This window comes from Micromonospora sp. NBRC 101691 (assembly GCF_030269285.1).
Taxonomy (GTDB): Bacteria; Actinomycetota; Actinomycetes; order Mycobacteriales; family Micromonosporaceae; genus Micromonospora; species Micromonospora echinospora.
In genome coordinates this window covers 258,592-271,730 of record NZ_BSTB01000005.1, presented here as the reverse complement: position 1 = coordinate 271,730, position 13,139 = coordinate 258,592, and the positions used below count along the sequence as shown (strand labels likewise).

At 72.1% G+C, this 13,139-nt stretch carries 12 protein-coding genes; 8 read left to right on the top strand and 4 right to left on the bottom strand.

Annotated elements, in window-relative coordinates:
- The first annotated feature begins 115 nt into the window (after positions 1 to 115).
- Genes QSK20_RS11855 through pknB form a run of 7 tightly spaced genes read left to right on the top strand, consistent with a single transcriptional unit; the run spans position 116 to position 9,119 of the window.
- The gene (locus tag QSK20_RS11855) at positions 116 to 904 is read left to right on the top strand and encodes an FHA domain-containing protein (protein ID WP_088981323.1); all 789 of its coding nucleotides are present in this window, start codon (positions 116 to 118) and stop codon (positions 902 to 904) included.
- Between the two features lie 6 nt (positions 905 to 910).
- On the top strand, positions 911 to 1,399 hold the full coding sequence (locus tag QSK20_RS11850) for an FHA domain-containing protein FhaB/FipA (RefSeq protein ID WP_088981322.1): 489 nt from the start codon (positions 911 to 913) through the stop codon (positions 1,397 to 1,399).
- A complete protein-coding gene (locus QSK20_RS11845) occupies positions 1,396 to 2,820 on the top strand; it encodes a PP2C family protein-serine/threonine phosphatase (RefSeq protein ID WP_285788630.1) in 1,425 nt (474 codons plus the stop codon). Before QSK20_RS11850 ends, QSK20_RS11845 begins: the two co-directional genes overlap by 4 nt.
- A gap of 28 nt (positions 2,821 to 2,848) precedes the next feature.
- A complete protein-coding gene (locus tag QSK20_RS11840) occupies positions 2,849 to 4,339 on the top strand; it encodes an FtsW/RodA/SpoVE family cell cycle protein (protein ID WP_502888883.1) in 1,491 nt (496 codons plus the stop codon).
- Complete coding sequence (locus tag QSK20_RS11835) at positions 4,336 to 5,847, top strand: peptidoglycan D,D-transpeptidase FtsI family protein (protein WP_285788629.1); 1,512 nt, start codon at positions 4,336 to 4,338, stop codon at positions 5,845 to 5,847. Before QSK20_RS11840 ends, QSK20_RS11835 begins: the two co-directional genes overlap by 4 nt.
- A gap of 3 nt (positions 5,848 to 5,850) precedes the next feature.
- A complete protein-coding gene (locus QSK20_RS11830; RefSeq protein ID WP_285788628.1) occupies positions 5,851 to 7,299 on the top strand; it encodes a serine/threonine-protein kinase in 1,449 nt (482 codons plus the stop codon).
- Positions 7,296 to 9,119 carry a Stk1 family PASTA domain-containing Ser/Thr kinase gene (gene pknB, locus QSK20_RS11825; protein WP_285788627.1) on the top strand — a complete coding sequence of 608 codons (1,824 nt, stop codon included), beginning with the start codon at positions 7,296 to 7,298 and terminating at the stop codon, positions 9,117 to 9,119. Before QSK20_RS11830 ends, pknB begins: the two co-directional genes overlap by 4 nt.
- 156 nt (positions 9,120 to 9,275) lie before the next feature.
- Here the strand turns inward: pknB and QSK20_RS11820 are convergent, their stop codons facing one another.
- The 4 genes from QSK20_RS11820 to QSK20_RS11805 all read right to left on the bottom strand — a co-directional run bounded on the left by QSK20_RS11820 (position 9,276) and on the right by QSK20_RS11805 (position 12,384).
- On the bottom strand, positions 9,276 to 9,926 hold the full coding sequence (locus QSK20_RS11820) for an aminodeoxychorismate/anthranilate synthase component II (protein ID WP_285788626.1): 651 nt from the start codon (positions 9,924 to 9,926) through the stop codon (positions 9,276 to 9,278).
- A gap of 4 nt (positions 9,927 to 9,930) precedes the next feature.
- A complete protein-coding gene (locus QSK20_RS11815) occupies positions 9,931 to 10,218 on the bottom strand; it encodes a hypothetical protein (protein ID WP_285788625.1) in 288 nt (95 codons plus the stop codon).
- Positions 10,219 to 10,222: 4 nt separating this feature from the next.
- On the bottom strand, positions 10,223 to 11,284 hold the full coding sequence (locus QSK20_RS11810; protein WP_502888882.1) for a class E sortase: 1,062 nt from the start codon (positions 11,282 to 11,284) through the stop codon (positions 10,223 to 10,225).
- A 299-nt stretch (positions 11,285 to 11,583) separates the two neighbouring features.
- Positions 11,584 to 12,384, bottom strand: coding sequence for a DUF881 domain-containing protein (locus QSK20_RS11805; RefSeq protein WP_285788624.1), 801 nt, complete (start codon positions 12,382 to 12,384; stop codon positions 11,584 to 11,586).
- Between the two features lie 216 nt (positions 12,385 to 12,600).
- Between QSK20_RS11805 and QSK20_RS11800 the strand changes: the two genes are divergently transcribed.
- Positions 12,601 to 12,864 (top strand): cell division protein CrgA, encoded by a 264-nt coding sequence (locus QSK20_RS11800; RefSeq protein ID WP_088985406.1) that lies wholly within the window; start codon positions 12,601 to 12,603, stop codon positions 12,862 to 12,864.
- The last annotated feature ends 275 nt before the right edge of the window (positions 12,865 to 13,139 follow it).

The following is a 13,139-nucleotide window of genomic DNA, read 5'->3' as shown; positions in this document are numbered from 1 at the left end:
GGTTACCGTTCGTGGCGGGAAGAAGAGTAGCACGACGATCAGGGCCCGTTCGAACGGGCCGACAGCAGGCGGCCGAGCGGCGTGTGAGCTGCGCGAGCGACGGCCGGATACCATCATGTCCTCGGGACCCGAGGAGGAGCCGGTGAGCGTGCTGCAACGCTTCGAGAAGCGTCTGGAAGGCCTGGTCGAGGGAGCCTTTGCCAAGGTCTTCAAGGGTGTAGTCCACCCCGTGGAGATCCTCAACGCCATGCAGCGGGAAGCTGAGGCGCACAAGGCGATCCTGGCTGGTGGGCGCACCCTGGTGCCCAACCGCTACGTGATCGATCTCTCGCCGTACGACCACAGCCGGCTGGCGCCGTACGCCGCCGCGCTCGCCCAGGAGTTGGCCCAGTCGCAGGCCGAGTTCATCGGTGAGCAGGCGTGGACGGTCTACGGCGACGTCATCGTCGAGATCGAGCGCGGCGAAGGGCTGGACACGGGGATGTTCCGGGTCACCGCCGAGGTGTACACCGGTGGCGAGGTGGCCCCGGTGTCGGCGCCCGGCTACGACGCCGGTCCGCCCGGATACCCGGCGTACGACCAGGGCGGCGGCTACGGCCCGCCCCCCGGCCACGGTGGCGCGCGCAACGTCCGGCTGGTCTCCGGCGACGGCCGCACCTACCCGCTCCAGATGGGCTCGACGGTGATCGGCCGGGGCGACCAGGCCAACCTGCGCCTGCCCGACGTCGGCATCTCCCGCCGGCACGCCCGGCTGGACTTCGACGGCGGCCAGGTCGTGCTCACCGACCTCGGCTCGACGAACGGCACGATGGTCAACGGCCAGCGGGTCTCCGCCGTCGCGCTGAACCCGGGCGACATGATCCAGCTCGGTACCACCACCCTGACCTTCCGCGTGGACGGCTGACCCGCCTTGCCCGAGCTCGTCATCACCGTCGCCCGGTTCGGGTTCCTCATCCTTCTGTGGATCTTCGTGTTCACGGTCGTGGGGGTGATCCGGCGGGACCTCTTCGCGGGTGCCCGCTCCGGCCGGCTGGTGGCCGCGCCCCGTGCGGTCGGCGCCGCCACCAACCAGGCAGCGGCGAAGCCGGCGAAGGTCAAGCGGGGGCGGGCCGCCCACCAGCTCGTGGTCACCGCCGGTCAACTCGCCGGCACCCGGATCACCCTGGGCGAAGCGCCGATCACCATCGGCCGGGCGGAGGACTCCACCCTGGTCATCACCGACGACTACGCCTCCGCACGCCACGCGCGGCTGCTGCCCCGCGACGGGCAGTGGTTCGTGGAGGACCTCGGCTCGACTAACGGCACCTATCTGGATCGCGCTAAGGTCACCGGACCAACCCCCGTCCCCCTCGGCGTGCCGATCCGGATCGGCCGCACTTCTCTCGAATTACGGCCATGACTCTGACCCTGCGCTATGCGGCCCACAGTGACCGCGGTCTGATCCGAGACGGTAACCAGGACTCCGTCTACGCCGGACCGCGGCTTCTCGCCGTCGCCGACGGCATGGGCGGCATGGCCGCCGGTGACGTCGCCAGCAACATCGTCATCGGTGCCATGGCACCGCTCGACGAGGACGTCCCCGGGGACGCGCTCGTCGACGCGCTGCGACAGGCCGTGGACACCGCCAACCAGCAGCTCCGCGACACCGTGGACGCCAATCCCCAGCTAGAGGGGATGGGCACGACACTCACCGCCATCCTCTTCTCCGGCACCAAGCTCGGCATGGTGCACATCGGTGACTCCCGGGCCTACCTCCTCCGTAACAACGAGTTCGCCCAGGTCACCAAGGACGACACCTACGTCCAGATGCTCGTCGACGAGGGTCGGATCAGCGCCGAGGAGGCGAGCAGCCACCCCCAGCGCTCGCTGCTCACCCGGGCCCTGGACGGCCGGGACATCGACCCGGAGTACAGCGTCCGGCAGGTCCTTCCCGGCGACCGGTACCTCATCTGCAGCGACGGCCTCTCCGGCGTGGTCAGCGCGGAGACCATCGCGGACACCATGCGCGAGTACACCGACCCGCAGCAGTGCGTCGAGCGGCTGGTGCAGTTGGCGCTCCGCGGCGGCGGGCCGGACAACATCACCGTGATCATCGCCGACGCCACCGACCACGACATCGTCGAGGCCAGCCCGATCGTCGGCGGTGCGGCGGCCCGCGACCGGGGCATGGCCACCTCGGCCGACGTCTCCACCCCGGCGGCCCGTGCCTCGGCCCTGAACGCGCCCCGACCGTCGGCTCCCGAGGAGCCCCCGGCGAACCGCGACGACGAGCCGGAGCGCCGCCGGCACCGGCCGGTACGTACGGCCCTGCTGCTGGTCGTCCTGCTCGCCATCCTCGGTGGCGGCCTCTTCGCCAGTTGGAGCTACACCCAGCGGCAGTACTACGTCGGCGCCACGGACAACGGGCAGCTCGCCGTCTTCCAGGGCGTGCCGGGGCAGATCGCCGGTCTGGACCTCTCCAACGTCCACCGCACCAGTGCCGCCGACCTGGAGGACCTCACCCCCGCCGCCCAGGAGCGGGTCAAGCAGGGCATCCAGGCCAAGAGCGAGTCGGACGCCACCCGGCGGTTGGCCGAGCTGACCGACGACGACCCGGCCAACCCGAACCTGAAGCCGATCTGTCCGCCGAGCCCCACCGCGACCCCCGGCCTGACCACGCCGGCACCCACGCCGACCCAGGCCAGCCCGGCGGCCGGCACCCAGGTCACCCCGACGCCCTCGGCCGTGCCGAGCGCCACCCCGACTCCGACCCCGGACGCCCTGCCCACCGATACGGTTCCGTCGGTCCCCGAACCGGCGGGATGTCGGTCGCCCGAGTGAGCGCCGGCCCGACCCCGAGGATCCGACCGTGACCGCCCAGGCCACCCCGGCAGTCTCGCCCGGCACGACGGGCGAGCAGCCCGGCGTACGCCTGGCCCGTGCCCGGCGTAACGCTGAGCTGTCCCTGCTCGCGGTGGCCATGGTGCTGGTCGCCGCGTACGGGGCCATGGTCGAGGCGAACGTGCTCGACGAGGTCACCGGCGACTTCTGGATCCCGGCGGTCGCGCTCAGCGTGGTCTTCCTCGGGCTGCACGTGGTCATCCGCTACCTCGCGCCCTTCGCCGACCCGGCCCTGCTGCCCGCCGTGGCCCTGCTCAACGGCCTCGGCGTGGGCTTCCTGCGCCGGCTGGACCTGGCCGACGCGCCGGCCGCCGAACGGGCCGACCTGGCGATCTTCGCCGGCACCGGCGGACGGCAGCTGGCCTGGACGCTCGTCTCGGTGATCCTCGCGGCGGCGCTGCTGGCGCTCATGCGCGACCACCGTTCGGTCTCCCGGTACGCGTACACGCTGGGGCTCGCCGGCATCGTGCTGGTGATGATCCCGGCCCTGCTGCCCGGCCGGTTCTCCGAGATCAACGGTGCCAAGCTCTGGATCCGGATCGGCAGCTTCTCCATCCAGCCCGGTGAGTTCGCCAAGCTCGCCCTGCTGGTCTTCTTCGCCTACTACCTGGTGCGCAAGCGGGAGGTCCTCTCGCTGGCCAGCCGGCGGTTCCTCGGCATCGACTTCCCCCGGGGACGGGACCTCGGCCCGGTGGTCGTGGTCTGGCTGATCAGCCTCCTCGTGCTCATCTTCGAGAAGGACCTGGGCACCTCGCTGCTCTACTTCGGCATGTTCGTGGTGACGCTCTACATCGCCACCGAACGGGTGAGCTGGCTGCTCATCGGCCTGCTGCTCTTCTTCGGCGGGGCGTACCTCGCCTACTTCCTGGGCAGCACGGTCGGTGGGCCGTTCGCCAACTTCTACCTTCGGGCCGAGATCTGGCTGGACCCGTTCGCCGACCCGCTCAACGACGGTTACCAACTGGTGCAGGGGCTGCTCGCCCTCGGCACCGGCGGCCTGTTCGGGGCCGGGCCGGGCGGCGGTGCCCCGGACGTGCTGCCCGAGGTGCAGAACGACTTCATCTTCGCCGGCATCGGTGAGGAGATCGGGCTCTTCGGCCTCTCCGCCCTGCTGGTCGTCTACCTGCTGATCGTCCAGCGCGGGCTGCGGGCCGCGCTCACCGTCCGGGACTCGTTCGGCAAGCTGCTCGCCGGCGGTCTCGCCTTCACCCTCGGCCTCCAGGTCTTCGTGATCCTCGGCGGGATCAGCGGGCTCATCCCGCTCACCGGCCAGACCACGCCGTTCCTCTCCGCCGGTGGTTCCTCGCTGATGGCGAACTGGCTTCTGATCGCCACCCTGTTGCGGATCTCGGACGCCGGTCGGCGTCCGGTCTCCGGTGGAGGGCCGGCCGCCCGACCGGGCAGCGGCAATCCGCCCGAGCAGCTCCACGGTGCCCCTACGGAGGTGATCCGCCCGTGAACGCACCACTCCGTCGGGTCGGCGTGGTCGTCATGATCCTGTTCGGTCTGCTCTTCCTCAACCTGAACTGGATCCAGGCGTACAAGGCCGACGAGTACCGCACCAGCGACTACAACGGCCGGGTCCAGGTCGCCGAGTACGACCGCAAGCGGGGCAACATCGAGGCCGGCGGCACCCCGGTGGCCACCAGCAAGGAGACCAACGGCAGCCTGAAGTACCTGCGCACCTACCCGGGCGGGGAGCAGTACGCGCACGTGCTCGGCTACAAGCCGGTCAACCTCGGGGACACCGGTATCGAGCGGGCCGAGGACGACTTCCTCGCCGGCACCAGCGACCAGCTCTTCGCCGACCGGTTCCGGGACATGCTCCGGATCACCGGCGAACCGTCCGGCGGCGGCAACGTGCTGCTCTCCGTCTCCAAGCGGGCGCAGGACACTGCGTTCACCCAACTGGCCGACAACCGGGTGGGCGCGACCAAGGGGGCGGCGATCGCGCTGGACCCGCGTACCGGCGCGGTCCAGGCCCTGGTCTCCATGCCGAGCTTCGACCCGAACCCGCTGGCCAGCCACAACGGTGGCGAGGCGTCGGCGGCGTACAACAAACTGGAAGGCGACCCGAACGGGCCGCTGAAGAACCGGGCGCTGGGCGAGACGTTGCCGCCCGGGTCGACCTTCAAGATCGTGGTGGCCGCCGCCGCGCTGGAGAACGGCGTCACCAAGGAGACCGCCATCCCGGCCGGCCCCAGCTACACCGCCCCGACCTCCGGTACGCCGATCCGCAACGCCGCCCCGTCGATCTGCCCCGAGGACGAGGTGACCCTGATGAACGCGGTCACCGAGTCGTGCAACACCGGCTTCGCCAAGCTCGGCGTCCGGCTCGGGGCCGACACGATCAAGGAGAAGGCCCGGCAGTTCGGGTTCGAGCAGGAGGACCTGACCATCGGCCACCTCGACGAGGCCGGACTGCCGGTCGCGGCCAGCCGCACCGGGGACATGAAGAACCCGGACGGCGGTGACGACCCGGCCGGGCTGGCGCAGTCGTCGATCGGTCAGTTCGACGTCCGGATGACCCCGTTGCAGGGTGCCCTGATCGCCGCCACGGTCGCGAACAACGGCAGCCAGATGCGGCCGTACCTGGTCCAGCAGCTGCTCGGCCCGGACCGGACGACCAACTACTACACCGCCGACCCGAAGCAGCTCCGGCAGCCGGTCAGCGGTCAGGTCGCCAACGACCTGCGGGACATGATGGTCAACGTGGTGCGCGAGGGCACCGGCCGCAACGCCCGGATCGACGGATACACCGTCGGTGGTAAGACCGGCACCGCGCAGGCCGGGGAGAACACCGACGACCACGGTTGGTTCATCGGCTTCGCCCTGGACAAGGACGGCAAGCCGGTGTCCGCCGTATGCGTCATGCTGGAGTCGGCGGGCGAGGGCGGCAGCGCCGAGGCGGCCCGGATCGCCGGCCAGATCATGCGGGCGGCCATCGCGGACCCCGGAGGGCGGTGACACATGCTCAGCCCCGGCGTCCAGCTCGGCAACCGCTACCGTCTCGACGAGCGGATCGCCAGCGGTGGCATGGGTGACGTCTGGCGCGGCACCGACCAGGTGCTCGGCCGGGTCGTCGCGGTCAAGAGCCTGCTTCCGGCGTTGCTGGACGAGCCGGGGTTCGCCGAGCGGTTCCGTGGCGAGGCGCGCACCATGGCGACCATCAACCACCCCGGCGTGGTCGACATCTACGACTTCGGCAGCGACCAGCAGATCGCCTTCCTGATCATGGAGTACGTCGAGGGGGACGCCCTCTCGGCGACCCTCAACCGGGTCGGTCGGCTCACCCCGGCCCGGACGATGGCGCTGGTGGCCCAGGCGGCGGACGCCCTGCACGCCGCACACGGCAAGGGCATCGTGCACCGCGACGTGAAGCCCGGCAACCTGCTGGTCCGGCCGAACGGCACGCTGGTGCTGACCGACTTCGGCATCGCCCGTTCCGAACTGGTCGGCCAGCTCACCGCCGCCGGGTCGGTGCTCGGCACCGCCTCGTACATCTCCCCGGAGCAGGCGGCGGGCGCGGTGGCCACCCCGGCCTCCGACGTCTACGCCCTCGGGGTGGTCGCCTACCAGTGCCTCGCCGGTCGCCGGCCGTTCGAGGGGGACAACCCCCTGGAGATCGCGATGCGGCACGTCCGGGAGACCCCGCGTCCGCTCCCGGCGGACATCCCCCCGTCGGTCCGCGCGCTCGTCGACCGGGCCATGGCCAAGGACCCGACGGCCCGCTGGCCGAGCGCCGCCGCCCTGGCCGGCGCGGCCCGGCAGGTCAAGGCCGCCCTCGCCCACCAGAACCGACCCGGCGGTCGGGCCCGGCCGGTCTCGGTGGCCCCCTCCTCGCCGGCCATCCCGCCGGGCACCCCGCCGGCCCGGGCGCAGGTCCCGCCGCCACAGCGGCAGCACCCCCGCCCGCCGGTCGCGCCGCCGCCGCAGGCCCGGCCGCCGGCAGCTGCTCGTCCGGCCGCCTCGGTGCCGGTGTCCCCGCCCCGCCCGGCGCCGCAGGTGGTGCACCGCCCGGTCGCCCCGCCGCCGGCCACCCCGTCGCATCCGTCGATGGCGCCTCCCGGCTATCCCCGGGGCGCGGCCCCCGTCCCGTCGGCTCCGCCGCGACCGGTCGGGTACGCCTACCAGCCCGGCCCACCCGTGACGGACAGCGGGCCGCGTGCCCGGACCGTCCTGGTGGTCATCGCGCTCGCCGTGCTGGTGCTGATCTGTTCCGGCGTGATCTCCTACCGGTTGCAGGCCGACGATTCGACGGCCAGCTCGGCCGGCCTGCTCCGGTCACCGAGCGTGATGTCCGAGGTGCCGACGGCCAGCGGAGATGACGACGGTGTCCCGTCGTCGTACCGTCGGATGGGACTGCCCGTGCCGGGTGGCGACGGGACGACGACGAGCGAAGGACGACAGACGCGATGACTGCGCAGGCCCGCCTGCTGGGTGGCAGGTACCAGGTCGGCGAGCTTCTCGGCTACGGCGGCATGGCCGAGGTGCACCGCGGTCGTGACCTGCGGCTCGGCCGGGATGTCGCGATCAAGATGCTCCGGGCCGACCTGGCCCGCGACGCGACCTTCCAGATGCGGTTCCGCCGCGAGGCGCAGAACGCGGCCTCGCTCAACCACCCCGCCATCGTCGCCGTCTACGACACCGGCGAGGAGACCGCCCCGACCGGCGAGACCCTGCCCTTCATCGTCATGGAGTTCGTCAACGGGCGCACCCTGAAGGAGGTGCTGGGCGCGGAGGGCCGTCTCCAGCCCCGCCGGGCCCTGGAGATCACCGCCGACATGTGCGCGGCGCTGGAGTTCAGCCACCGGCACGGCATCATCCACCGGGACATCAAGCCCGGCAACGTGATGCTCACCCTGACCGGCCAGGTCAAGGTGATGGACTTCGGCATCGCCCGGGCGCTGGCCAGCGGCGCGACCACGATGACGCAGACCAGCGCCGTGATCGGCACCGCCCAGTACCTCTCCCCCGAGCAGGCCCGGGGTGAGGCGGTGGACGCCCGGTCGGACGTCTACGCCGCTGGTTGTGTCCTGTTCGAGCTGCTCTGCGGCCATCCGCCGTTCGTCGGGGACAGCCCGGTCAGCGTCGCGTACCAGCACGTCCGGGAAGCACCGCCGACGCCGAGCGACATCAACCCGGACGTCACGCCGCCGCTCGACGCGATCGTGCTGAAGGCGCTGTCGAAGAACCCGCTCAACCGGTACCAGAGCGCCGGGGAGATGCGGGCCGACCTCCTCCGTGCCGCCGCCGGACGTCCGGTGGCCGCCACGCCGGTGCTCCGCGAGGACGAGACGGCGGCGATGGGACCGGCACCTGCGGCGGCTGCCTTCCCGGCTGCGGCGACCGCCGCGCAGACCCGGCAGATCCCCGCCCGGGTGGGCGACCCGCGTCGACGCCGCGCCTCGTCCTGGGTGATCGCCACGCTCGCCGGCCTCGGCGTGCTCGCGGTGATCGCACTGGTCGCCGGCCTGCTCCTGCTCCAGAACCGGGAGACCAGCGTTCCGGTGCCCGACCTGGCCGGCAAGACCCGGGAAGTGGCGACCGCCGACCTGGCCGGCGCCAAGTTGCGGGCCCAAATCGGCGAGCCGGTGCTCAGCAGCGACTGCAAGAAGGACACCGTCGTCCGGCAGGAGCCGCCGGCCGGCGAGGAGGTCGGCGAGAACCAGACGGTCACGCTGCACTTCTGCGGCGGCAAGCCGGTGGTCACCATCCCGGCCAACCTGATCGGTTCGAAGTTCGAGAACGTCGAGGCGCAGCTCAAGGCGCTGAAGCTCACCGTGGAACGCAAGGACGTCAACAGCGACGAGCCCGAGGGCCTGGTCGTCAAGCTGACCCCGACGTCCGGGAAGACCGTCGAGGAGGGCGGCAAGGTAGTCGTCGAGGTCTCCCGGGGCAACGTCCGCGAGGTGCCGAACGTGGTCGGCGAGAGCGAGGAGGACGCCCGGGAGGAGCTGGAGGACGCCGGCTACCGGGTGAGCGTCCGCAACGGCGCGGAGGTGCCGGAGGACGAGGCGGGCAAGGTCACCGGCCAGAACCCGCGCGGCGGGACCTCGCTGGCCCGGGGGCAGACGGTGACCATCACGGTCAGCCGGCCGGAGCCCGAGCCGGACCCGAGTGGCACGCCCCCGGCGACGCCCAACCCGACGCCGACGCCGACCGACGGCGGTGGCGGTGGCGGTGGCCTGCCGTTCCCGACCATGCCGCCCCGCGACGAGGCCTCCCGCCGGAACTGACGCCGCGACGCCTCCCGGCAGAGTCGACGCCGACGATGCCGGGAAGCGGTGGCTTCGCCGCGATCGCGGCCTACCGGCGCTGCTCCGTGCCAGCCGACCGGCGCCTCGGTGAGGTGTCGCCGCCGCTGGCGACGGAGGGTGAGGGCGGGGTGCCTGTCAGGCGGTGGCGAAGGCGGCCAGGCGGCGGGCGTCGACCTCGGCGGCCAGCTCGGGAGCCCGCTCCCGGGCCGCCGTGAAACCGCAGGTGGCGAGCCAGTTGGCCAGCATCAGGTGGCCACCTTCGGTGAGCACGGACTCCGGGTGGAACTGGACCCCCTCGACCGGCAGGGTGCGGTGACGCATCGCCATCACCACCCCGGAGCCGGTCCAGCCGGTCACCTCCAGCTCGTCGGGCAGGGTCTCGGGCAGCACCGCCAGCGAGTGGTAACGGGTCGCGGTGAACGGGTCGGGCAGCCCGGCCAGGACCCCGGTGGAGGAGTGCCGCACCAGCGATGTCTTGCCGTGCAGCAGCTCCGGGGCACGCGCCACGGTGGCCCCGAACGCCTCACCGATCGCCTGGTGGCCGAGACAGACGCCGAAGATCGGCAGCTCGCCGGCGTACCGGTGGACGACGTCGAGACAGATACCGGCCCGGTCCGGGCTGCCCGGCCCCGGGGAAAGCAGGATCCCGGCGGCACCGACCCGGCCCACCTCGTCGACGTCGATCTCGTCGTTGCGGCGTACCTCGCAGTCCACGCCGAGCTGGCCGAGGTACTGCACCAGGTTGAAGACGAACGAGTCGTAGTTGTCGATCACCAGTACACGCATCGACTCACCTGTCCGGAGAGGGGGGCGGGGTGTTGTTCTGCTCCGTGTCGTACGGCAGGTCGTGGTCGTCGCCGGAGGGCTCGTCGCCGGTCACCCCGGAGTCCCCGCCGGCCGGGCCACCGGGCACCTCGGCGTCCTGGGTGACCTGCACGTCGTCGAAGGGGAGCAGCGGCTCGGCCCAGGGGAAGACGACGTACCAGAGCAGCGCGACCGTAGCCGAGGCGAGCAGCACCGAGCCGATCAGCTTGCCGGCCAGCCCGAACGGCAGCTTCCGCCAGATCCACCCGTACACGACCTCAGCCCTCCAGCTCGGTCGGGCGTCCCGCCGACTTGTCCTGTGAGCGTTCCATCTTCGCGTGGATGATCAGCCGCTCGTAGTTGTCGAACTTCGGGTTGCACGTGGTGAGGGTCAGCATCCGCTCGGTCGGCTTGGCTCCGGGTCGGCCGGGAACCGGTGCGACCACCTCGACCTGCGAGGGCTTGACGATCCGCGACTGGGAGACGCGGTAGACGTACCACCTCTCCCTGGTCTCGACCACGATCGCGGCACCCTCGTCCAGCTCGTCCAGCCGCCAGAAGGTGGCTCGGTTGCGGTGTCCGGCGACGGAGAAGTTGCCCAGCTCACCGGGCATGGCGCTCGCCGGGTAGTGGCCCGGGGCGTACCGGATGTCCTTCTGGGTGACACCCTCGACCACGACCCAGTTCTTGTCGAGGCTGGGGATGTAGAGCCCGGCGATCGGCTTGCCGTTCACCGGCGGGGACGGCGTGGTGCGGGGACCCGGGGTCGCCGACGGCGCGACGGTCGGGTCGCCCTGCGGGCCCCACGCCTGTTCCAGTTGCTGGCTGAGGTCGCTCTGGTGGGCGCCGACGATGGCGGACTTGCCCCACACCTCGTACCCGGCGAAGAGGAGCACCACCAGGCCGAAGGTGATGAGGAGCTCGCCGCTGACCCGGACGCCGGTGCGCAGCCGGGACCAGACGGTGGGACGGGTCAGCTCGGAGTAGACGCTGCGGTAGCCCTCGTCGGTCTGCTCCGGGCGTAGCTGCACCACCCGCTCGCCCCGGCGGGGCTGGGGTGGTGGGCCGGCGGGCGCGGCGGCGGCCGGTTCGTCGTCCCGGGGCGGGAGGCGGGGGACGGCACCCATCAGGGCCGTCGTGTCGTGGGCCGGGGCGGGCGCGGTCGGCCGGACGGCCTGCAGGCCACCGGTCCCCGGTCCCCGGTCGGGCCGCCTCGGCGGGTTCCGGTCGTCGATCTGCCGGATGGGACCCCGCTCGGTGTCGTGCCGCGTCGTCGGCGGTACGGCCGGGATCTGCGCGGTGGGCTCCTCGCCACGCGGGCCGAGTGCCGCGACGACCACGGTCGGCCTCTCGGTCTCGCGGCCTGCCACCTGGCCGGCGACCGGTCCGGCGGGGCGGGTCGGCGGTGCCCACGGCGGGGGCACCGGCGCCGGTGCGGACCGGGGCGGGCCGGTCGGCGCAGCGGCGGCCGGAGGTGGCGGGCTGGGACGCGGTGGAACCGGGTCCGGCCAGCGCCGGGCGGCGGACTGTCGCGGCTCGCCCGAGCGGTCCACGCGGGGGATGACGGCGGTGGGTTCCTCCGGGGGACCGGCGTGGTGCCACCCCTGACCGTTCCCTCGGTGGTCCTCGGGCGTTCCGGTCACCGAGGCACCTTCGCCGAACGGAGCGCTGTCGAACCCTCGAACGCCGGCACGCCGACCGTGGAGACGGTCTCGCGGTAGCCGAGCTGGTAGTGGTCGACCGCGTCCTTGAACAACCGGACTCCCTCGGAGGCGGCGAGGGCCCGCTGGAGGGCAGCGGGGTCGCCGATCGCTACGATCTTGAACGGAGGGGAGTACACCCGGCCGTGCAGCAGCAGGGTGTTACCCACGCAGCGTACCGCGCTGGTGCTCAGGACGCGGACGTTCATGATTGACATGGCCTCCGCGCCCCCTGCCCAGAGCGCGTTCACGACCGCCTGGACGTCGCCCTGGTGAACGACCAGGTCGTCGTTGCTGGCCCCTTCGGGCAGGCTCTCGAGCCGTCGGGCGTCGTCGAGCTCGACGGTGACTCCCGAACCGGTGAGCGCGGTGAACCCGGCGGACTGTCGGCTGGCTGCCGCCCGGCCACGTTCCGCGGCGATCGGCTGGTCGGTGTCGGCGAGCGCCTCGGTCTGCTGCTCCACGTTCGCCCGGAGCCTCGCCGCCTCCGCCTCGCGCTCCGCCACCCGCTGCCGGGTGTCGTCGATGAGCTGGGTGAGCTGCGGCCGGCGGTCCTCGCGGAGGGCGGTGCCCCCGGCGGTGGTGGCGGTGGTGGTGAAGAGCAGGCCGGCTGCGGCGGCGATCAGTGGTACGCCGAGCGACCACCCCGGGCGTCGCTGACGCGGGCGTCGGGGCAGCAGTCCGGCTACTGCCCGCCGGAGCACCTTCTGCCAGGACGCCGCGCCGGATGTGTACTCCACCGAGCGCTCCTTTCCCTGGTGTCACCCGTCAGAACGGGCTCGGCACCCGATCAGTTCCGCTCTTTTCGGTCACTACCCGCATTCGATTGACCCCGTTCATGGCCTGAACGGGTCTCTCGGACTACGCTAGCTGTCGAAACATTATTGGCCATGGACCGTCGCCCTCGCGCCCGGTTGTCAGGCCGGACGAGGTCGTATCCCCTCTTGGAGAGCGTCGTGCCCAAGTCACAGGTCCGCAAGAAGAAGGTGTACACCCCGCCCACGGACGTGCGTCCGACGGCGACGGCGTCGACGCGCAAGCCCAGCCCGGTCTGGCTGCCGGTCCTGGCCGTGTCGTTGATCGTCTTCGGCATCGGCTGGCTGGTGGTCTACTACCTCTCCGAGCAGGCCTACCCGGTCGCCGCGTGGGGCTACTGGAACCTCGCCGTCGGCTTCGGGGCCATGGTCGCCTCGCTGGTCGTGCTCTCCCGCTGGCGCTGAGCGCCGGCAGCTGTCGTCGTCCCGGTCCGGCACGCCGTGCTGGCGTGGCCGGACTCCGGCATGCGCCGACCCGACGGTCGCCGCGGTGACCCGACCGATGGGCGTGTCGTGCCTGGGCGTCACCCGGCGGAACCCCTGATCGGCGCAGGTCGGCCCATCCTTCTAAGGTGTGCGCAGGGCGGCGTGGCCCGATGCGAGGTTCCTCACGTTACTACTGGGTAACCTTGCGCGTAGGCTGCACTGCATGACGGAGCGGAGCGACGTCATCGGCCGGT

Coding starts and splice junctions, on each gene's coding strand:
- QSK20_RS11830 (WP_285788628.1), top strand. CDS start 5,851: ATGCTCAGCCCCGGCGTCCAGCTCGGCAACCGCTACCGTCTCGACGAG.
- QSK20_RS11820 (WP_285788626.1), bottom strand. CDS start 9,926: ATGCGTGTACTGGTGATCGACAACTACGACTCGTTCGTCTTCAACCTG.
- QSK20_RS11855 (WP_088981323.1), top strand. CDS start 116: ATGTCCTCGGGACCCGAGGAGGAGCCGGTGAGCGTGCTGCAACGCTTC.
- pknB (WP_285788627.1), top strand. CDS start 7,296: ATGACTGCGCAGGCCCGCCTGCTGGGTGGCAGGTACCAGGTCGGCGAG.
- QSK20_RS11845 (WP_285788630.1), top strand. CDS start 1,396: ATGACTCTGACCCTGCGCTATGCGGCCCACAGTGACCGCGGTCTGATC.